Annotated in this window: 23 protein-coding genes; 5 read left to right on the top strand and 18 right to left on the bottom strand. The window is 42.6% G+C overall.

The genetic code is table 11. From position 1 onward, the window contains the following. Positions 1 to 33: 33 nt before the first annotated feature. Positions 34 to 300 carry a hypothetical protein gene (locus ACZ1G6_RS17620; protein WP_472617484.1) on the bottom strand — a complete coding sequence of 89 codons (267 nt, stop codon included), beginning with the start codon at positions 298 to 300 and terminating at the stop codon, positions 34 to 36. Positions 301 to 386: 86 nt separating this feature from the next. Here ACZ1G6_RS17620 and ACZ1G6_RS17615 point away from each other — a divergent pair, with 86 nt between their 5' ends. Beyond that, positions 387 to 779 (top strand): hypothetical protein, encoded by a 393-nt coding sequence (locus ACZ1G6_RS17615; RefSeq protein WP_472617483.1) that lies wholly within the window; start codon positions 387 to 389, stop codon positions 777 to 779. A gap of 515 nt (positions 780 to 1294) precedes the next feature. Here ACZ1G6_RS17615 and ACZ1G6_RS17610 read toward each other — a convergent pair. From ACZ1G6_RS17610 to ACZ1G6_RS17565, 10 genes are all read right to left on the bottom strand, one after another. Beyond that, positions 1295 to 1615 carry a hypothetical protein gene (locus tag ACZ1G6_RS17610; protein ID WP_472617482.1) on the bottom strand — a complete coding sequence of 107 codons (321 nt, stop codon included), beginning with the start codon at positions 1613 to 1615 and terminating at the stop codon, positions 1295 to 1297. 514 nt (positions 1616 to 2129) lie between these two features. Next, positions 2130 to 2567: a hypothetical protein gene (locus ACZ1G6_RS17605; protein ID WP_472617481.1), complete on the bottom strand. Its 438-nt coding sequence runs from the start codon at positions 2565 to 2567 to the stop codon at positions 2130 to 2132. Positions 2568 to 2575: 8 nt separating this feature from the next. Beyond that, positions 2576 to 3190 carry an RHS repeat-associated core domain-containing protein gene (locus ACZ1G6_RS17600; protein ID WP_472617480.1) on the bottom strand — a complete coding sequence of 205 codons (615 nt, stop codon included), beginning with the start codon at positions 3188 to 3190 and terminating at the stop codon, positions 2576 to 2578. Positions 3191 to 3242: 52 nt separating this feature from the next. Then, positions 3243 to 3719 (bottom strand): type II toxin-antitoxin system YhaV family toxin, encoded by a 477-nt coding sequence (locus ACZ1G6_RS17595; protein ID WP_472617479.1) that lies wholly within the window; start codon positions 3717 to 3719, stop codon positions 3243 to 3245. A gap of 2 nt (positions 3720 to 3721) precedes the next feature. Further along, the gene (locus ACZ1G6_RS17590) at positions 3722 to 4051 is read right to left on the bottom strand and encodes a type II toxin-antitoxin system PrlF family antitoxin (protein ID WP_472617478.1); all 330 of its coding nucleotides are present in this window, start codon (positions 4049 to 4051) and stop codon (positions 3722 to 3724) included. Positions 4052 to 4124: 73 nt separating this feature from the next. After that, a complete protein-coding gene (locus ACZ1G6_RS17585) occupies positions 4125 to 5081 on the bottom strand; it encodes a tyrosine-type recombinase/integrase (protein WP_472617477.1) in 957 nt (318 codons plus the stop codon). Continuing rightward, complete coding sequence (locus ACZ1G6_RS17580; protein ID WP_472617476.1) at positions 5062 to 5298, bottom strand: hypothetical protein; 237 nt, start codon at positions 5296 to 5298, stop codon at positions 5062 to 5064. The genes ACZ1G6_RS17585 and ACZ1G6_RS17580 overlap by 20 nt, the downstream gene beginning before the upstream one ends. 248 nt (positions 5299 to 5546) lie before the next feature. After that, complete coding sequence (gene istB, locus ACZ1G6_RS17575; protein WP_472617475.1) at positions 5547 to 6302, bottom strand: IS21-like element helper ATPase IstB; 756 nt, start codon at positions 6300 to 6302, stop codon at positions 5547 to 5549. Beyond that, positions 6292 to 7848, bottom strand: coding sequence for an IS21 family transposase (gene istA / locus ACZ1G6_RS17570; RefSeq protein WP_472617474.1), 1557 nt, complete (start codon positions 7846 to 7848; stop codon positions 6292 to 6294). The genes istB and istA overlap by 11 nt, the downstream gene beginning before the upstream one ends. Before the next feature lie 206 nt (positions 7849 to 8054). Next, positions 8055 to 8345 (bottom strand): hypothetical protein, encoded by a 291-nt coding sequence (locus tag ACZ1G6_RS17565; RefSeq protein ID WP_472617473.1) that lies wholly within the window; start codon positions 8343 to 8345, stop codon positions 8055 to 8057. 183 nt (positions 8346 to 8528) lie between these two features. Between ACZ1G6_RS17565 and ACZ1G6_RS17560 the strand changes: the two genes are divergently transcribed. Beyond that, a complete protein-coding gene (locus tag ACZ1G6_RS17560; protein WP_472617472.1) occupies positions 8529 to 9506 on the top strand; it encodes a hypothetical protein in 978 nt (325 codons plus the stop codon). Positions 9507 to 9908: 402 nt separating this feature from the next. Here the strand turns inward: ACZ1G6_RS17560 and ACZ1G6_RS17555 are convergent, their stop codons facing one another. From ACZ1G6_RS17555 to ACZ1G6_RS17530, 6 genes are all read right to left on the bottom strand, one after another. Then, the gene (locus tag ACZ1G6_RS17555) at positions 9909 to 10658 is read right to left on the bottom strand and encodes an AAA family ATPase (RefSeq protein WP_472617471.1); all 750 of its coding nucleotides are present in this window, start codon (positions 10656 to 10658) and stop codon (positions 9909 to 9911) included. A 108-nt stretch (positions 10659 to 10766) separates the two neighbouring features. Beyond that, positions 10767 to 11006 carry a hypothetical protein gene (locus ACZ1G6_RS17550; protein WP_472617470.1) on the bottom strand — a complete coding sequence of 80 codons (240 nt, stop codon included), beginning with the start codon at positions 11004 to 11006 and terminating at the stop codon, positions 10767 to 10769. 25 nt (positions 11007 to 11031) lie between these two features. Further along, positions 11032 to 11541, bottom strand: coding sequence for an RHS repeat-associated core domain-containing protein (locus ACZ1G6_RS17545; RefSeq protein ID WP_472617469.1), 510 nt, complete (start codon positions 11539 to 11541; stop codon positions 11032 to 11034). Between the two features lie 348 nt (positions 11542 to 11889). Further along, entirely contained in the window at positions 11890 to 12162 is a 273-nt protein-coding gene (locus ACZ1G6_RS17540; protein ID WP_472617466.1) for a hypothetical protein, read from the bottom strand. Then, entirely contained in the window at positions 12159 to 13082 is a 924-nt protein-coding gene (gene xerC / locus ACZ1G6_RS17535; protein WP_472619010.1) for a site-specific tyrosine recombinase XerC, read from the bottom strand. The genes ACZ1G6_RS17540 and xerC overlap by 4 nt, the downstream gene beginning before the upstream one ends. 84 nt (positions 13083 to 13166) lie before the next feature. Then, positions 13167 to 16169, bottom strand: coding sequence for a CHC2 zinc finger domain-containing protein (locus ACZ1G6_RS17530; protein ID WP_472617463.1), 3003 nt, complete (start codon positions 16167 to 16169; stop codon positions 13167 to 13169). Positions 16170 to 16280: 111 nt separating this feature from the next. Here ACZ1G6_RS17530 and ACZ1G6_RS17525 point away from each other — a divergent pair, with 111 nt between their 5' ends. The 3 genes from ACZ1G6_RS17525 to ACZ1G6_RS17515 are packed head-to-tail and all read left to right on the top strand — an operon-like array spanning position 16281 to position 17192. Further along, positions 16281 to 16673 carry a helix-turn-helix domain-containing protein gene (locus tag ACZ1G6_RS17525; protein ID WP_472617462.1) on the top strand — a complete coding sequence of 131 codons (393 nt, stop codon included), beginning with the start codon at positions 16281 to 16283 and terminating at the stop codon, positions 16671 to 16673. A 49-nt stretch (positions 16674 to 16722) separates the two neighbouring features. After that, positions 16723 to 16902, top strand: a complete 180-nt coding sequence (locus ACZ1G6_RS17520; protein WP_472617461.1) for a hypothetical protein — start codon at positions 16723 to 16725, stop codon at positions 16900 to 16902. Further along, positions 16896 to 17192: a type II toxin-antitoxin system RelE/ParE family toxin gene (locus tag ACZ1G6_RS17515; RefSeq protein ID WP_472617460.1), complete on the top strand. Its 297-nt coding sequence runs from the start codon at positions 16896 to 16898 to the stop codon at positions 17190 to 17192. The genes ACZ1G6_RS17520 and ACZ1G6_RS17515 overlap by 7 nt, the downstream gene beginning before the upstream one ends. 382 nt (positions 17193 to 17574) lie before the next feature. On the opposite strand, the gene ACZ1G6_RS17510 is transcribed toward ACZ1G6_RS17515, so the two are convergent. After that, positions 17575 to 17706: a hypothetical protein gene (locus tag ACZ1G6_RS17510; RefSeq protein WP_472617459.1), complete on the bottom strand. Its 132-nt coding sequence runs from the start codon at positions 17704 to 17706 to the stop codon at positions 17575 to 17577. Between the last annotated feature and the right edge of the window lie 3 nt (positions 17707 to 17709).

Raw genomic sequence — 17709 nt, 5'->3', positions numbered from 1 at the left:
AAAAAAATTGTTTTCTATGCTTGTTTACTTGTCTTACTTTTCATTATTCTCCTTTCTAAATGCTTGTTCGGCCAAATACTCTGCAACGTCTTTTGCCAATGCAAACCGATCACGGCGATTAGGCATCAAGAACGTATTCAATGGAAACGTCTCTCGAATAATGGCTTGCTTAATAGCGGGAACGCTTCGATAGTTCAGCGCCTTTTGTAAGTCTTTTAACGTCAATATTGGCGAACCATACAAGGTCATTAGATCTTGTCGTAATTGCTCAGCCAAAGCTTGTTTCTCAAATTCACTCAATCGTCTTACCTCTGGTTTAATACAAAGAGCAACTTGTAGACTAGACTAAGTCTCAACGATTAATAGTGTATTATTTCGAGATCATTTTGATAAAGACTAATAAAAGCAATGTGTTGCAACGTAATGAAGTGGATTATTTCACGGAATATTTAAAATATGAGATGACTGTGCGCCGCTTTATTTCAATGAGTTTGTTGCAGTATCTGATTGAACAAAAACAAGCAACGTGTTGTAACGACCTAGCATTTAAATTTAATCAAGCAATGAGCCTTGAGACAGAAGGCGACTCTAAGTATTGGAACAAAATACGACATGGCATGGTGTTAAGCAGCCGCCATAAGGCAAGGGCAATTGCCAAGTTTCAAACTGGCGCAATGGAATTTCTTTGCCATCCAATTTGTCAAATATTGAGTTTACCAACAAAGTATTTTCAGCAAACTCAGGTCAATATTTTCTTGAAAAAAAGCGAGCTAAATTAACTAAAGCCAAAACGTATATCGAGGCTAATGACTATATTACGTCACATAGTAGTAACTCATCAAAATACATCACTACTTTGAATAAGGTATGCGCTTCGATTTCGGAAAGCTATGACGCTTCTGCATCGTTTGATTTTAATAAGGTCAGAAAATTAGAACGAAAGATAAACAAGTATATAATGGATGCTCAAACACAGTGGTGTTATCCAGAGCCGCTATTGTTACTTAAGAATATTATTGAAACTAAACTGGCACGTTTAAATAAAATCAACGAACACCATGCGCGCTATTTAAATAAAGTCAATTAAAGTCTTGGTCCAGTCACTTTGTTAATATTGGTCCAATCAATTGGTCTTATTTGTCACATATTAACAACGATAAATGTCCCACTTTGCGGGATTATCTAGCTAGAAAATCCCGTACTAATGAACCAAAACAAATTCAACGTTGAGGCAAGTAAGGTTAGTTCATCGGACCATACAAAATAAGCAAAAGGACCAAGAGCATAAAACACCTTAGTGAATCGATTGACAAAAAGAGCCATGAACTATGTGAAGTGCTTTTTCAGGCGGGGTGCCCATTCTAATATTATCGAGTGCAGCCATTGGAATGACTATCGTTTTGTAGTTTGGAATTCGGTAGGTACTGTTAGCTGTAGTGACAACAAAATAGTCATCGACATTTCTGATATGTTGTATGTAGCTAGAAGCAAACCAATCATCACGAGCATACTGAGAATTGCAATGCTCAACCACATACCCATACAAAAATTGGATATCTGTTTTGTCAATTTGACAAAGGATAACATCGCGGAGTGTGCCAGTGTACTTGCTCATCTATAACACCATAACTGTTAATTTATACAGTGGCGAATATTATTCAGAATTCACCTACCGGTCAAGCTAGTATCCAACTGACTACAGTTTACGCACAGAGAAATTTGTAAAAGGTGTGATATCTGCGTGGTGGTCTACACAATATCGACTTCACCAAAGCCCCCCACGCAATTCTTTCACAGACAAGTGCTAACGTAATAAAGTCACCCAATCCACTTTAAAACCACCGTGCTATACCACCCACTCAAACCTAGTCGTGGCAAGGCATTCATCAGCAAGGGCACCATGCGTTATGTGTGACAATAAAACTGGCAAAAAAGCGGGCACCGATATCATCCATCCTCGCTGTTTCATCATCACCAAGCTGGCTGAATTTCCGTTGCCGGTTTTGTCACTGCACCAGATACGCCAGCAGCGCACCCACGGCAATCACCACAAGTGAAATCGCAGTCACTTGCAGCCATTCTCGACGGTCTTTAAGCGACGGTTACTCTTTACCAAAGAAATGATGTTCTTAATCGAATAGGATTCTCCACTCCGAAAGCTTAGTTATTCGAGGAAAGCATTCAGCTAAATGATTTTTCAATTCTGAAGAATAGTTTGAAAAGACCATTTCAATAAAATCGGGATATGGATACACAACAAAATTTGACGTTGAGGAATATTGTATTTTTACTATTTTATCGTTTTTCGTTAATCGAAAATAATCACCAGAGTCTTGCAACACCAAATCAGTCTCAAAGTTAATCTGCCCATGCCTTCTTAAAAGCAATAATTTAAGTTCGACCCAAAACTCTAGTAAATACAATGAAACATCAAAGCTCTTATTGCCGTCACTGAAGCGAATGATGCCCTCTGTATAAAAATTTAGTTCAGAGCTTAAAAACGACAATTCATCGTTGGGTATCCAACTTTTTGTGTTTGTGTCTACACAATATTTTTGAATTTTCATTTATTCTCTCATTTTTTAACACTGTTTTCGTCTATCATGTTGCCGGCATCTGGCGCAATTGTCATGATAACTTCAACTTTGTCTGGATCGAAATTTTCTACACCCGCTTCATTTAGCATAGTTGTCACCTCAGCAATTTTATTTGGGTCATTCAGTGATGATAGTGTTTTAGTTGTCACTGTAATATCAACTTCACCTAAGTTGCCAATAGGAACATCACTTTTTACAGTAAAAGCGGTTGAGTCTCGGCTTGGCTGATAGAACTCTTCGCCACCAGAAATAACAGCAGACGCAACGACACCCGCGACTTCATAGCTTGAAACTTCTAAATTTGATTTAAATTGATTGACAGAGCCTAAAGTACTGCCTGACGCATGCCTTTTGGTGACATGCGCATGACTTGATTTAGGGTAAACAAATGTTCTTCCACTAGGTGCTTTAGGAAGCGTAATCGCAGAGGATGACTCTCCTGTAGGGTCTGTAAATTTATATGGATTATTATTAGCATAGGCATATCTATTAAAACCATGAATGCCATTTTGAGTTCCAAGGTGCGAAAAAGCATCCACCGGATCATTTGAGTAAAAACGACCTATGACTGGATCATAGTATCGTGCCTGCATATACAGTAATCGATTTTACGATCCACTTGTTCTTGGCAAGCTTAGGACGGAATTAGTCTGACGAAGTGCTTAAAGCGGAGGCGGATTTTAAAAGAGCGTCCCAACTATCGGGCGGATTACCCGATGCTAACATTTTACTGAAAACTTTATAAGCATCTGTTTTACTCTCATACGCGCGTTTTGTCTTCTCATCGTTTACCCATGCGTAAACAATAACTTTAGATGCTTGATGGTATCGGAAGAAAAGGCGGTATTGTTGGAAGAACTTTGCTCTGAACCAGTGTTTATTGTCGCCGCCTAATGTCGATCCTTGACGAAATTCTGTTGAAGTTGGGTCGCTTGGAATGATTTGGAAAATGAGTTTTTCTATCGCTGCCAGTCGTTTAGTTACATTTTTCTTTTTGTAGCCGATAGGGTCTTTTGCTCTCAGGGCTTTAACTTTAGTAGTCAACAATGATAACTGCTCTAGAAAAAGAGGATGTGCATACAGCGTCCAACCATTGATGATAAGCAGGTTCGTGTCAGTCAAAATCAGTCGTCGTTTTCGTCTAATGGCGCGTTTAAATCAATATCAACACCTTTCGTTAGGGAATGGATAGACGCTCGCATAGCAGGGCTAAGCGCTTCAATATTCTCAGGGTGTTGTTCAATATCGTTACCTAGAAAAGATAAAAACGCATTCAAGGCTGGGTCGTCTTCAGTTGGCTCAGCGCGTGATAACGTTACGCTACCATTAGGCTCCACCGTAAATCTGATTTTATCTTTTTTGCCTAAATGCAACGCTTTACGCACCACACTGGGCACTGTTGTTTGATAACGCTCAGTCAGTGTAGATTCAGTTTGTAGCGGTAATTGTGGCATTGATATATCCTCAATTAAATTCATACCCGCAATAGTAATGCATTTGCATTACTATTGCCAGCGCTGATTAATATTAATATAAACGCTCTTCACTTAAGGCTGAGGGATGGCTTCTGTTATAGACCTCGCCTAATTTAGTACGAGAGACGTGCGTATAAATCTGCGTAGTAGAAATATCGGCATGGCCGAGCATTTCCTGTACATGCCGCAGCTCAGCACCATTATCCAGCATGATGGTGGCTGTAGCGTGCCGAAATAGATGGCAAGCCCCACCGCGCTTCATGCCACTGAGCTTAACGTACCGACCGACCATTTCGGATAACTTGCCAGGTTTATACGCTTTGCCATTGTTAGCCAAAAACAAGGTGCTACCTGATGCAATATTCGCAAAGTGTCCTCTGACTTTGGTAAGGTAGAACGCTATCCACTCACATGCTCGCGCACTGATGGGCACAATACGCTCTTTTCCTCCCTTACCATGGTTTACCCTAAGCAAGCCATCCGGTAAGTTAACATCATTTATATCCAGAGCTTGCAACTCCGTGCGCCGAATGCCAGTGGCGTAAAATACCTCCATAATGACGCGATCACGATATCCTTTTATGCCAAATTGCAAAGGAAAAGACAGAATTTGCTCAATTTCCTGTTGCGTAAACAACGCTTTTGGTAAGGCGAGGCCTTTGCTAGGTAGCTCAAGATACTGCAGTGTATTTTCACTAATCAACCCTTTTGCGTGCATCTTTCCAATAAAGGTCTTCACAAATGTGAGGAGATTGCGCTTTTGGGCAATACATAAAGGCGTATTTTTCAGCACTTGACGATAAGCGTTCAAATACTCCATGTAGCTATCCATCAAATCTAAGGTGATTTGGTCGATATAGTGGATGTTTTGCGATAAACACCACATAAAGAACTTTTTAAGCCCAGAGTATTTACCGCGAATGGTATCGCTGGCTTGACCTTTCGCTTTGCATAGTTTGATGTAGTAATGCACACAGCGCCAAATGTGTTTAGAAGTGGGCTTTTTCATGAATAACCTCCTGAATTTTAGACATACCTTGATTAAGAATGAAATTAGATGCAGGCCGCTGCCATTGAATGACGGACGGACGACCACGACGAATGCGCTTGCCAAAGCGATAGCCAATTGCAGATTCAATCAGTCCATTTTCATCTTTTTGTGGGAATACCACGCAACCTCTAAATAGCTCGCCGCCAGTAGTTAACAACAGTCCTTCTTTTTGCAATTGACCGCGAACAGCGCCGCCTTCTAGCGTTCGCCTGCACAGGGATCTGCGATATTAAGCTTCGAGTACATAAACCGGGACACGAATGCTCTTTTAAATCTTCGGGAACCAGCAGCGTTTGCTCCATAAATACGCAGGCCCAATCACTGTTTACAAAACACTGGTGGTAATACTGAAACAATTGCTCAATATATGTAGCGCCTAAATCTATTTGCGATATTGCCGAGAGATACACAGGATTATTAGTCTTATCCATGACAGATCTCCTTCATGCCAATGGCTTTGCGAATAGAGCCACCTTTTAGATTAATCTCGTGGGTTTGATGCACAATTCTGTCAAGTGTGGCATCGGCCAAGGTGGGATCTTGAAAAGCGTCATACCAACTTTTTACTGGGTATTGCGATGTAATTAACATCGAGCCTTTCTTGTCTCGACTTTCAATCAATTCGAACAACAAATGCCGCTCAATCGCACTAAGTGGTGATATTCCCCAATCATCAACGACGATCAACGGCGTTTTAAGCAATTTTCGTCGAAGTGCAGGCAGTTTTTCCTGCTTATCTGCAGCCACTAAATTAAGTATTAGCTCGTTAAAACGAAAGTACAGCACCGGTATACCTTCGCTAATGGCTTTATTGGCCAGTCCACAAGCGAGCGTAGTTTTCCCTGTGCCTGTCGCACCCGTAATGATGAGATGATGGCAATGTATGATCCAATCAAGCAACGCCAACTCTTTGACTTTGCTCTGCTTCAATGAAGGGAACAGTGCAAAATCTAAATCGGCGATGGTGATATTAGGCCAGCGTAGTCGTGCAGCTTTTTGCAAATATGAGAGTTTTTTGTTGTGGCAAACCTCCAACTGTTTGGCCAGTAAATCATCTAACCGACTTAAAAAGTCCATGTTAGCAACATCTGCGCTGGCCATTTGCGCTTTTAGCGCTTCGGACATACCAGCAAGCTTTAGCGTCGCTAAATCATCCAATACTTTGTCTTTAAGCTTCATGATGGCCTCCATAATATTCTTTGCCGCGCACGTTTTGATGAGCAGGGTTGAATGTAGGTAGATTATCAAAACCATTTTCGTGGGCTTGGGCGCTGATAATTAGCGACACCCCATCAAGTGTTCGCATGTCATGGTCGGTGGCGTAGGCACAAGCTTTATTCACGATATCTGCACCATACTTTTCAACTAATGACTTAAGTTTTAAGCAGCGTTTACCCATAGCGCGAGAGGATGGATTGATTGTATTGTCGTACCAGTGCTTAACGAGCGTGGCAATATCACAACCGGTATCGTTGGCCCATGCTAAGTTTTCTGATTGACTGTTATTGCGCATATCAGCCAAGTGCTCTGCTGGCATATGCGCCTCATCAGTACTGTATTTTTCTCCTTGCTCAAGCAACTTGTGTTTTGCCACTTCACAATTGTCATGAATCACTCGAATCGACGTTTGGTCAACAATCAGCTCGACCATTTCACCGCTTAGTGCATAGGGTACTGAGTAGCGTCCACCTTTATATCGGATATGATAATTGCTCATCACACGTGTTTTTTCCCTGCCGACCAACATAGAAAACGGCTTGTTGGGAAGTGGTTTTAATGCTTGCTTCTCATTTAATTTGAATAAATCGTTGCGTGAGGTATTGGTACCTTGAAAGGGTAAGTCATTGAGCTTTTCCACTTCCTTTGCTAAGCACACGTTAAGCTCATCCAAACTGAAAAATTTTTGTGTATATAGCTTAGGGATAATAATGCGCTGGGTGATAAATCTGACCATCAACTCTACCAGCGATTTATCTTGCGGATGGCCTGGACGACAAGTATCGATAATGACCTTGTAAAATTCGCCAAACGCTTCAATGTTAAGATTCAAATCAGCGATGACGCCAGGCTTTGTAACCAAGGCTTTGGCATTATCCATACTGACGACTTCCGTTGTACCACCAAAGTAGTCAAACATCCGTGTCATACCATCAATCCAATGTATGGTTTTTTCTCCTATGGTTGCCCACGCAAACATTTTCTGGCTTGCCCCTAAAACAGCAACAAATATCTTTACCCATATCTTATTGCCGTTCTTAAAATAGAAGGCTTTAGTTCCCGCGTAATCGATATAAATCACTTCGCCAGCCACATGAAGTTGCCGCATGGTAATTTTAGAACGCTTCAACGCTTTTCTTACTGTTCTGAAAAACTGCGTGCGACTTAATGCGGTCTCTGGGTTTTCCGCTAAATACTCAAGATATAAAACTGTGCGTGATTTACGTTTTTTGCGCGGTTTAGTCAGCTCCAATAATATGAAGTCGATGTCAGGTTGCCGCTTATTGCGCGTTGGTTTGATTAACGATGGATATAGCTTTCTGATGAGGTCCTTATCACTGAGTGATGCAATAGATGGATAATCCATCATCAGCTCATCGCAACGCTTATTTAAACGCATCATGGATTGATGCGAGGCATTTGCGATACGCCCTTGCTGACGTAGCGTCATATCAGGTGAATAGAACCTTGCTCTAATAGCTGAGCGTATTTTATGAATAAGGATCATGTTAGTTACCTTTATTTTGGCGATAAAATAAAGGCGCAGGACAGCACGGTTTTTCTTTTTACAACGAAAAACTTGACAGATGCCAGTCAGTAAACAACACTTGGATATATCGGGTTAGCAAATTCGATAGTTAATCCAGAAGCTCAAGGCCGCAATCCTTGAGCTTTTGTCGTTTCTACGCCAGTAAAAATTAAATCAAATAAACACTATTCGTCGGGCACCTCCTCAGCACTCTTCGTTGTACTCATAAACTTTTGTGTCGCTACCCATTGAGCAACGTCTTCCGTTAATGCAAATTTTCCTCGTCTTTGTTGTATCGAAAAAATGTCAATTGGAACAGTCCCTCGACTCACAGCCTGACGAAAAGCATCAGCGCTGGCATACCCAAGAGACTTATAAAGAATATCGCCTGTTAAAAGCGGCCCATGTTGATCAAACAATTTATCTTCAATACTTTTTGCCAATGCTTGCATGTTATTTACGCTTGTTTCTGTCACTTCAACCGCCTGTTTGTATCACTCATACACAAAGTGTAGACAGCTATTTTTATAATGAAAGGAACCTAAAAAAGATAAAAACCATCGTTTTGATCTTTGCCAAAACCAGTTTTATCAACTAGTTATAAGTAAGTGACCACTTTAGTTTGTAACTATTTTATTTTTGTAGGGAGGAGTTTTGTCATGCCAAGACCAAAAAGAGACCCAATTGAAACGTTGCAAGTGAAAATATCAATGCATTACTATTGCATGATTGCTGGCATATCAGTGGAACAAAACGAACTTTCTTTGTATGTCGACAATAAGCGCAGTAATCATTGTAAATATCAGCGCTTTCTAACTGGCGCAAAAACACCTACTCCTGGGTCCTTAAATCTACTACTACAAGCACTTAGAAAGAATAAAGTTGAAGAATCCGCTATCAAAGAATTTGAAGCGCTTTTCGGACTGTCATTATGGAAAGCGCTCCAGTGGGAGGCCATAGACGACATTTGCGAGCATAAAATCATCTTTTCGATGCCTTTTGATTTACAAAAATCCATTGCAGACCAAAACTTTGAAAAGCTTCAGCTTTCGTTGAAACCCAAACTACCCTGCGATAAATCAGTGAACTACATTGAACGCTTTTCAAGCTATGAAGCGTTATCAGCGCTGATCCTCATTGTAAGGCAAGAAAAAGCACAAAAAGATAAATATGATGATGTTCATATTCAAGCAGCTATTTTCCGTATGCTCACAAACTTTATGCATCACCCATCATTTCACGCATATGTAGATGAAATTTGGTCTTACGTTCGAGACCTCTTAGTCGACGATGAACCTACTGTATTGGCAAAAATGGGTTTAGGGTTTTGGAATTATTCGGCTTATGAACTAAAGCAAATTATCGACGGCGACAAACATATCCATGATTTAGCCAAAAAAGCTAAGATAATAGAGGATCATACCGATGTGCCAAGCTTCAACTATCTATACTTTCGAAGCGAAAATAGACAAAACCTTTTAAACGCAATGAAGTTGATTGCCGAAGGCAAGAAAACATCAATGCTTGAACTAGATGGCTTTTTTCATGAATACCGTAAGATAAGACGCAAAGGGAAATGCGGCATAGATTACCCCACGCTAAACTTTTGGGAGCTTTCGACCGAACAATGCGCTTGATTTCTTTAAGATTCCTAGCTTGGTCCAAAAGTTTTGCCTTCGTTGGTCCAACCTAATAATCGTTATGTAACAATCAAAACATGTGTCTTGGTACAAAACTTGGGAATATACAAATGCAAAATCACGCACCAATGAACCACTAAAAAACATCGACAAGACCAGCACAAACAAAACGTTTGGACCATATTGTGACAATAGCTTGGACCAATACTTAAATCCAAGTTTAGGCTCCTATTTATTTGTTTCGTAATTTATTTAAGGTTTACAACAAAAAAAATCGCAACCACTTGCTGCGATTCTCGGCGGTCTTCGGGTTACATCTCAGTGCGGTGGTTTTGCTGTATTTTTGGTATCATATTTATACGCTTTGGGGGTATGCTTTGTTGAGTCGCTTTGGAATTATCACTCTTTCCCCGTCAAAAGCCTAATCATGAGTTCATGCTTGTTTAGAAAGCTCCTAGTTACTTTATAGTGTTCAGTAGCTTCATATTCAACTTCTTTAATTCCGTCTTCACTTAATTGATAAATTTTTGCATTGGGGTATGCAAGTAATATAGGGGAATGCGTTGCGATTATGAATTGTGAGTTTTTTTCCACCAACTCATGTATTAGAGAAATCGTTGTCATTTGATGCATTGGAGACAAAGCAGCTTCAGGCTCATCCATTAAATACAATCCTCCACCGTGTAATTTTTCCTTAAATACAGCCATAAATGACTCTCCATGGGACTGCTCATGCAAAGCCAAGTCACCGTATCCTAACTTAGATGGCGGCTCTAAATCGTTTATATTGTCGACATACGTAGCAACATTATAAAAACTCTCAGCACGGAGAAAAAAATATTCTTTTGGAGTTTTGAAACTTCTTATAGGCCTGAGAAAGTTACCTAACGAAGAATGTGTAGATTCAGTACTAAAAATCGTATTTTTGTTCCCTCCTTCTGGATTTATGCCAAGTGATATTGCAATTGCTTCAATTAAGGTAGACTTTCCAGTACCGTTTTCACCAACTAAAATAGTTACATCTCTATCGAATCTAATAGAGTTTATATATTTCACAGCAGTAAGATTTAATGGGAATTTATCATGGTCTGTAGACTTGCCAACTTTTATTTCTACACGTTCTAGGTACGGTCTATCGTTTAAAATCATGGAGGTCTATTCACAAACTAGGAGCTTTAACAATATTTGCTTCAGACGTCAATCCTAGCAATTCACTGAACGTTCTTAAATTATATTAGCTAAAGAAACATTCGTCACCTATTTTAAATCTGGGAATTTTAAACGAATTGGCAAAATCAATTCTGAAACAAAAACACCATATGCCTGTGTAAGTGATTTCACTAATAATATATTTTCGTCGCGAGGAAGTTCCCGTGTGAGGGTTCCAGTAATTGACTCAAAAGACTTACTCAGTCTATCTAATTCAACCATTAGCTCTTTAGCAACCGTTTCGTTTCCTGAGAAAAAGCTTTCGTGTAACCTTCGTTCTTTTTTCATATAACCATCACCTTTATTGTTATTGTTATTGTCCATTTTGTATTTTCTCTAAAATTTCTTGCATTTTCTCTTCTGCTTCCCTACTTATACGATCAGGGTCGATAGAATCAGTTTCTCCATTGTTATGTCTCTCAACTTCGTCGTCAATTGCGCTTTGAGTACAGGCTCGTTTAAGAGCACATAGGTCCTCATGTGTAAATTCATCCTCAGGATTACCATCTCCATTACTCCCTTCCCCATCATCCTCATCGTCATCATTTAATTCATTAGGTTTCTTCTTAAATAAATTGCTGAAATCTATAGTCGGAAATATCGGACGACTAGACTCTTGTGGCGGTAGATAAGGAGGTCCTAACTGCGGTTTAGGTTTGGTCTCAATAATAATAATTACTTGTTCACCATTCGGATCTGTATATTTGTATGGATTATTTACCGCGTAAGAATAGCGGTTGAAACCCATCACCCCTTCAGCATTGTTTAGATGCTCAACCGCTCCCACCGGATCATTTGAGTAAAACCAACCCTCTACGTGCACTTACTCGCGTAACTGCATTTTTTCCCGACACCGATTTTGCTTAAAGAGCTACTTTCCTGATGCAAGTTTTTGCATCAACAACCACTTTCTTAAATGCCAGTGTCGACTATTTTGCACAAGTTTGCCAGTGCTTTATTGTTGGTCGGCGTGTCTGCGCTTAGCGTCAAGCTTAGGGTAATGATGATGATCAGTTTGAGGATGCGCTTTACGCATTTTTTGGTTTGACGGAGTTGTCTTTTTAGTTGCTTTTTTGTTTGCTTAGCCATGTTGTCATACTCTCAGTTGTGGTTAGTTAACTGAGTTGTATTAATAACAACTTTTTAGATGTCAGCAGGCTTTGCGGTCAACTTATTTTGATGTTGTTTGGGTCGCGGGAGCGCCATAGTGTGCACGGTAAGTGTGATGCTCTGAACAGTCGGCCACTAAGCCAAGCATGTCCAGTAATTGGCGCTCCCAAGCACCGGGTCGGCGCGAACCATCGGCGATACTATTGAGCACAGTATTGATGAGGTCTTCGACGTTTTCTAAAGCGTTAATAGCGCCATGTTGCTGATGCAAGTGCACGAGGTATTCAAGCTCATTAAGGACGCGTTCATCAACTTGTATGATGAGTTTCTTCATGCGTTGTTCACCTCATATTCATCGGCTTTTTCTGACGGATGCGTCGCCCCATGCACCGCTTGTAATTGCTTAATTGAGACGTGCGTGTAGATCTCTGTCGTTTGCAAGTTACTGTGCCCGAGCATGGCTTGTAAGTAGCGCACATCGGCGCCATTTTCGAGCATATGCGTGGCCATGGCATGGCGCAATAAGTGACAAGAGCCGGTTAAGGTAATGTTTGCTTTAGTGAGGTATTTTTTGACGCAATCGCCGAGCTTGGTGTCGCGATATTGGTTACCGCGATTATTGAGGAATACGGTTTGTTCGTTTAAATTCCTTATCAAGCCTGGTCGCGATTCTTGCAGGTAGGTTTGCAGCCATTTCGTCGCGCGTTCGCCCAAGGGTAACAGGCGGTCTTTGTTGCCTTTGCCTTTTCTGATCATCACCGTATTCGTGCTTACGTTAATGTCTTCCATCGATAACTGACAACACTCTTTTCTGCGCATCCCCGTGCTGTACAGCACTTCTAATATGGCGCGGTCACGCAAGCCGTGAATGTCATCAATGTTGGGCTGTTGTAATACGCGCTCGATGTCGGCTTCACTTAAGACACTTGGCAATCTTACCGCGTCTTTGGGCAGCTCAATGTCGGCCGCTGGGTTAAACAGGATGTGGTTTTCTTTGCTCAGCCAGCTAAAGAAGTGCTTTACCCCGCTTAGGTAACGTCCTTGTGTGCTGGCTTGCAATGGCTCGCCGTTGGCTTGCATCGCATAATGCAGATAACGCTGGTAGCGTTTGATGTCATTTTTGCCAACATCTTGCGGGGAATCTAGTTCATTATTGTCACACCATGCAATGAACTTTCGCAGCATATTTTCACGCCGAATAATAGTGGTGTCGGCGTATTTTTTGACCGTGATGGCTTGTAAGTACCGTTGCAGATGCGGGTAAAAGGGGTGTGCTCAATCGGAAGTTTGGCGTTGTGGTGAGCTTTGTTTTTAGTGAATGATTGAACGTCCATATTTTTATCCTTGTAATGCATTTTCATGTTCCACCAGACTACTTTCAACTAAAGCCACGCCATTCAATGGATTGAGCACATTGACTTGCTCTGACTTCGTCCTAACTTGGCCCTGACTTGGGGCTAACTTAGTGTCGTTTTGCCCTGACTTTTGCCGATCGTACTGTCGCGAGTTGAGTGTATTAATGTCGATTAAGCCCATTAATTGTGCACTGTCATTGTCCTTGCCGTCGAATAAGAGTTCATATACTAGATGCGAGCCTCGACCGCCTTTGTGTACCAGCAGGTATTCCAAGTCTGTTAAGCGAGTACAATGTATTTTTAGCTGGCCATCACTCCAACCCGTGAACTGGCGAATGTCTCGGCGGCTAAAACGATAATCTTTTTGCGCTATCGCTTGATTGTCGCAGTCTCTTTGCACCATTGTCTGGATGAGACCTAAGAGCTTTCGCGTTTGCGCAGGCAGTTCGTCCAACGTGCGACCGAGCACCTCATGTGCCAAGCGATTGGCCGTGTCGATGTCGCTCACATGCACTTCCACATAGTCAATGACATTGCCGTTGTGTTTGACCGATTTCGTTGGCCGTTGGTATTGATGCAGCAAGGCAATGCTGTCAATCAGGGTCAGGTATTTTTCATGGTCGCGGCGGGTGCGAGTTTTATCATCCAAGAAGGTGAGTTTATCGGCATAAGGATTCACCACCGCCAGCGGTCGAAGCAGTTGCTGAGCGTGTTGATGCAATTGCGTTAAGGTTTCTTTTTGTAAACTCGCTTGCAAGCCTGCCAGTGTCCTTTTTTGTCGCTGGGCAGCATGTATGCGTTTTGTTTGCTCTCGCGATTCGTTCACCGTGAGCACCACGCAGCGGTTCATCAGTTCCTCGTCAATGTCAATCGCGGTAGTGGTCATCAAGAGCATTACCGGGCCTTCTACGGTGTATTCTTTAGTGACAAGCTCGCCGGTATCATTATCCTTTCCCGTACTGGCAATGGTGACTTGCCCGTCACTTTGCAATAATTTCAGCGCATAGCTGGCATTACTGGCGCCTTCTTCCTCGGCGATGGCCAAGACTTTGTGCTTTAAATTCGTTTGCCCCATGTAAAACAAGGATTGGCCTGTCATCGCTGAGTACTGCACGCATTCACTCTCTGGCATTAAACTGAGCACCGCGTCCATCAGCGCCGATTTGCCCGCCGCACTGGTACTTTGAATGATGATGGCCAAGGGCCTAGCCAATTTGCGCGAAGTCGCCGCCAGATAACCCACCAAGGCATTGGTGTCCTCTCCGACCATGCCGCACGCGCCGATGTCCGCTACAATGCGAGTCAGCAACTCAGGGGAGCGCAGTAATTCAAGCGCGGCATTTTCGTCCTCAGCGCTCATCGGTGCAGGGGCATTATAGCTGTCTTTTTCCTCCAACATTTGGCTTTGCAGCGCTTCACACTGCATCAAGACCTGTCCCACATCTTGCTTGATAATATTTTCCGCAAGGCCCAACTCAATCGCCGCGTTTTTGATAAACAACTGACGCACTTTGGCTGCGTACAAGTCCAAGGTATCCACATGCAACAAGCCGCACTCATCTTTCACGAGCAGGTTCACTTTTAAGCTTTCTAGCGTCTTGTTTTTAGCTAAACCCCGCACCCGATAAGCGCGATTACCAAAGGTAAAATGGTGTTCGTTATTTGAGGGATTAGCGACTAAAGAAGACGCTATCACTGGATCAGTTTTCGATTGATCACCTTGCTCAGAATGGGATGATTTTTCTGTCTCGTTTGGCGTCTGTTTTTCATGCGTGCGATCGTGCTCATTGGCGATCATGTTGTTGAGTATTTGTGCTCGCTCAGGCGGCTCGCCGCTGCCAAGATAGGTCGCCTGTTGAATCACTAATCCAAGACTTTTGTGTGCCGGTTGCACTTGCAAGGCGTAGCTATTGGCGTCCATGTTTTTGGGGAAGGTGATGCGATAACAGGCGAAGGTTTCTTGTAGTTTTTCGGCTAATTTTTTAGCCGCTTTGTTGCCACTATCGTCGTTATCATAGGCGATTAAGATACGTTTCACGCCTGCGCGTTTGAACACATCAAGATGCTCGTCGGTAAACCCCTGCGTGCCGTAACTGGCAGTGACATTTCGGTAGCCATTCACCCAGAAGGTCATCGCATCAATCAGCGCTTCACATAGGATGATTTCAGACTGATTGTGCAAGCCTTGTGTATTCCAAACGCCTTGATGTGGCCCGGGTAAATACAAGTGCTGCGGAATGGTTTTTTTAAGCTGATTGCCTAAGGTTTTACGCCCGTAAACTTCTGTGATGATGCCATGCTCGTTTATCACCGGCACAACCAGCGAGCCGTTAAAATGCTCATGGCCAGTCTCGCGTAAGATCCCGATAGTTTGAAGTTGGGTGCGAACGGTTTCGCCTGATGTCGTCTTGCGTTTGGGCAGGAGATTACCCAGCGTTTTATTGGCATAACCCAGCGTAAAGGTTTTGATGAGTTCGGGATGATTGAGGCCTCGGCTTTCAAGATAATCAAGCGCTGTTTGTGACTGCAATAAAGTCTCATGGTAGTAGTGGATGACCTCGGTCAATGTGGTTTGGGCTTCTTTACTTAAGACGTTGGCGGCTAAAAGGGAAGTCGATAACGTTTGTGAGTGTTGACTGTCAGATGATGGGGGATCTGACAATGGCTGATTTGGCAGATGAAGGTTATCTGTTGCGGGTAGCTCACCTAATATGCTCAGCAAACTATCGCACGCTTCCCTAAAACCAAGCTTGTCGGTTTTCATCACCCAGTCAATCACGCTGCCACCCGTGCCGCAGCCAAAGCAATGGAACAGGTTCGTTTTGGGGCTGATGATGCACGACGGTGTCTTCTCGTCGTGGAAGGGACATAGCACCACGTTATCTTTGCCTTGTGTCTGAATGGCATAGCCTTGGCGCGCGACAACATCGAGCAATGACACCTCTTGTTTTAACCGCTGTATTGTCTCATCTGCCAGTCGTGCCATGCGTATATTCTCCAAAACCTTGTCAATACCTTTTAGAGTAAAATAACTCTGTTGCAGAGTACTCTATATTAGAGTAATATCAAACGCAACTAAAAAACACGAGGTATACTTATGGCGTCTTATTCCGTTTTACAGGATCGCCCTATGTCACCAAACGATAGCGTCTTTTATCAACAGCTCGGTAAACGCATGGCTACCTTGCGTAAAGCCAAAGGGCTTACCCAAACCGCCTTAGCTGAGCAGTTAGGTATTTCCCAACAAACCATGGCGCATTATGAGAACGGCCGTTTGCGCATTGCTTTATCCATGCTCCCGCATTTAGGCCATGCATTAGATTGCACCGTTCATGATTTGTTGGACGACACACAAGCACGTGATACACCGCGTAAACGCGGCCCAATATCCAAACTGCATCAGCAGATTGAACAGGTGCATACCTTACCAAGAGCCAAGCAAAAATTTGTGTCTGACATGCTCGATACCGTCATTCAGGGCAATGTATAAGCGGCTAAATAAAGAAGTTAGCCAAAGAGATAAACACGAGGAGTTCACCATGCAATTAGCCAAACAAGACGCCCTTAATTCCATTAATCAATTACCCGACAATGTAGACATGGAAGAGATAATGTATCGTTTGTATGTGCTTGATAAAGTACGCAAAGGGCAAGCGGCCGTTGAGCGCGGCGACACGCTAACGAGCGAAGAAGTGCAGCGAGAAATGGACAAGTGGTAAATTGGACTCAGCCAGCGTTGGCTGACTTAAAGCATATTCACGATTTTATTGCGCTTGATTCCAAACACTACGCCAAAAAGGTCGCACAAGAGATTAAAGACAAGACCGATATCTTAAATACACTGCCCAATGTGGGTAAAATGGTGCCCGAAGTTAACAGGCCAGAAGTGCAAGAGCTGCACGTCTATTCTTATCGCATTATGTACGAAGTCACCGCACACCATTGCTATGTGCTAACAGTGGTTCATACCCGTCGAGACTTTGTCGCTGAGGACTTACCCACGCGTTAATACAACGGCGACTAAGTAAAAAAAACGGCGGCTAAAAAAATAAGCATAGGCCGTTAAAAAAACATCTTACGCTCATCGCTCGCATGGGCTAGCCAACTGCATCGCCATTATAAAGAGAAGTCAAACACACCGTACATTTCATACTGCTAAGCGCACCCGCTTTAAGCTATGCCATATAAAGGATTGCGCTTCTTTGGGTGCTGTGTCAAAAAGCAAAAAACAGCACGGGCACCCACGCAAAGCCAGTAAGGGCGTGCTTTTCATTAGCAAGGGCACCTTGCGTTATGTGTGACAATAAATCCTGCAAAAAAGCGGGCACCGATGTCATCAATTCCCGCCACCTATCATGACCAAATTGGTCGATATTCCGTTGCTCGTTTTATCACTGCACCAGATACGCAAGCAGTGCGCCTGCGGCAATCACAACAAGCGAAATCGCGACCACTTGCAGCCATTCTCGGCGCTCTTCTTGTTGCATCTCAGTGCGTTGTGCTTGCCATGTTTTAATTTTCATTCT

This window comes from Glaciecola sp. HA4-3, from assembly GCF_055693685.1.
The sequence above is the reverse complement of the archived record's forward strand: the minus strand, read 5'-3'. Positions and strand labels throughout refer to the sequence as shown.

What these genes read in the sequence shown, in the direction of transcription:
- ACZ1G6_RS17585 (WP_472617477.1), bottom strand. Translation starts at nt 5,081, where the DNA reads ATGAAAAAGCCCACTTCTAAACACATTTGGCGCTGTGTGCATTACTAC.
- istA (WP_472617474.1), bottom strand. Translation starts at nt 7,848, where the DNA reads ATGATCCTTATTCATAAAATACGCTCAGCTATTAGAGCAAGGTTCTAT.
- ACZ1G6_RS17555 (WP_472617471.1), bottom strand. Translation starts at nt 10,658, where the DNA reads ATGATTTTAAACGATAGACCGTACCTAGAACGTGTAGAAATAAAAGTT.
- ACZ1G6_RS17600 (WP_472617480.1), bottom strand. Translation starts at nt 3,190, where the DNA reads ATGCAGGCACGATACTATGATCCAGTCATAGGTCGTTTTTACTCAAAT.
- ACZ1G6_RS17510 (WP_472617459.1), bottom strand. Translation starts at nt 17,706, where the DNA reads ATGAAAATTAAAACATGGCAAGCACAACGCACTGAGATGCAACAAGAA.
- ACZ1G6_RS17560 (WP_472617472.1), top strand. Translation starts at nt 8,529, where the DNA reads ATGCCAAGACCAAAAAGAGACCCAATTGAAACGTTGCAAGTGAAAATA.
- istB (WP_472617475.1), bottom strand. Translation starts at nt 6,302, where the DNA reads ATGAAGCTTAAAGACAAAGTATTGGATGATTTAGCGACGCTAAAGCTT.
- ACZ1G6_RS17550 (WP_472617470.1), bottom strand. Translation starts at nt 11,006, where the DNA reads ATGAAAAAAGAACGAAGGTTACACGAAAGCTTTTTCTCAGGAAACGAA.
- ACZ1G6_RS17525 (WP_472617462.1), top strand. Translation starts at nt 16,281, where the DNA reads ATGGCGTCTTATTCCGTTTTACAGGATCGCCCTATGTCACCAAACGAT.
- ACZ1G6_RS17610 (WP_472617482.1), bottom strand. Translation starts at nt 1,615, where the DNA reads ATGAGCAAGTACACTGGCACACTCCGCGATGTTATCCTTTGTCAAATT.
- ACZ1G6_RS17590 (WP_472617478.1), bottom strand. Translation starts at nt 4,051, where the DNA reads ATGCCACAATTACCGCTACAAACTGAATCTACACTGACTGAGCGTTAT.
- ACZ1G6_RS17530 (WP_472617463.1), bottom strand. Translation starts at nt 16,169, where the DNA reads ATGGCACGACTGGCAGATGAGACAATACAGCGGTTAAAACAAGAGGTG.
- ACZ1G6_RS17520 (WP_472617461.1), top strand. Translation starts at nt 16,723, where the DNA reads ATGCAATTAGCCAAACAAGACGCCCTTAATTCCATTAATCAATTACCC.
- ACZ1G6_RS17540 (WP_472617466.1), bottom strand. Translation starts at nt 12,162, where the DNA reads ATGAAGAAACTCATCATACAAGTTGATGAACGCGTCCTTAATGAGCTT.
- ACZ1G6_RS17605 (WP_472617481.1), bottom strand. Translation starts at nt 2,567, where the DNA reads ATGAAAATTCAAAAATATTGTGTAGACACAAACACAAAAAGTTGGATA.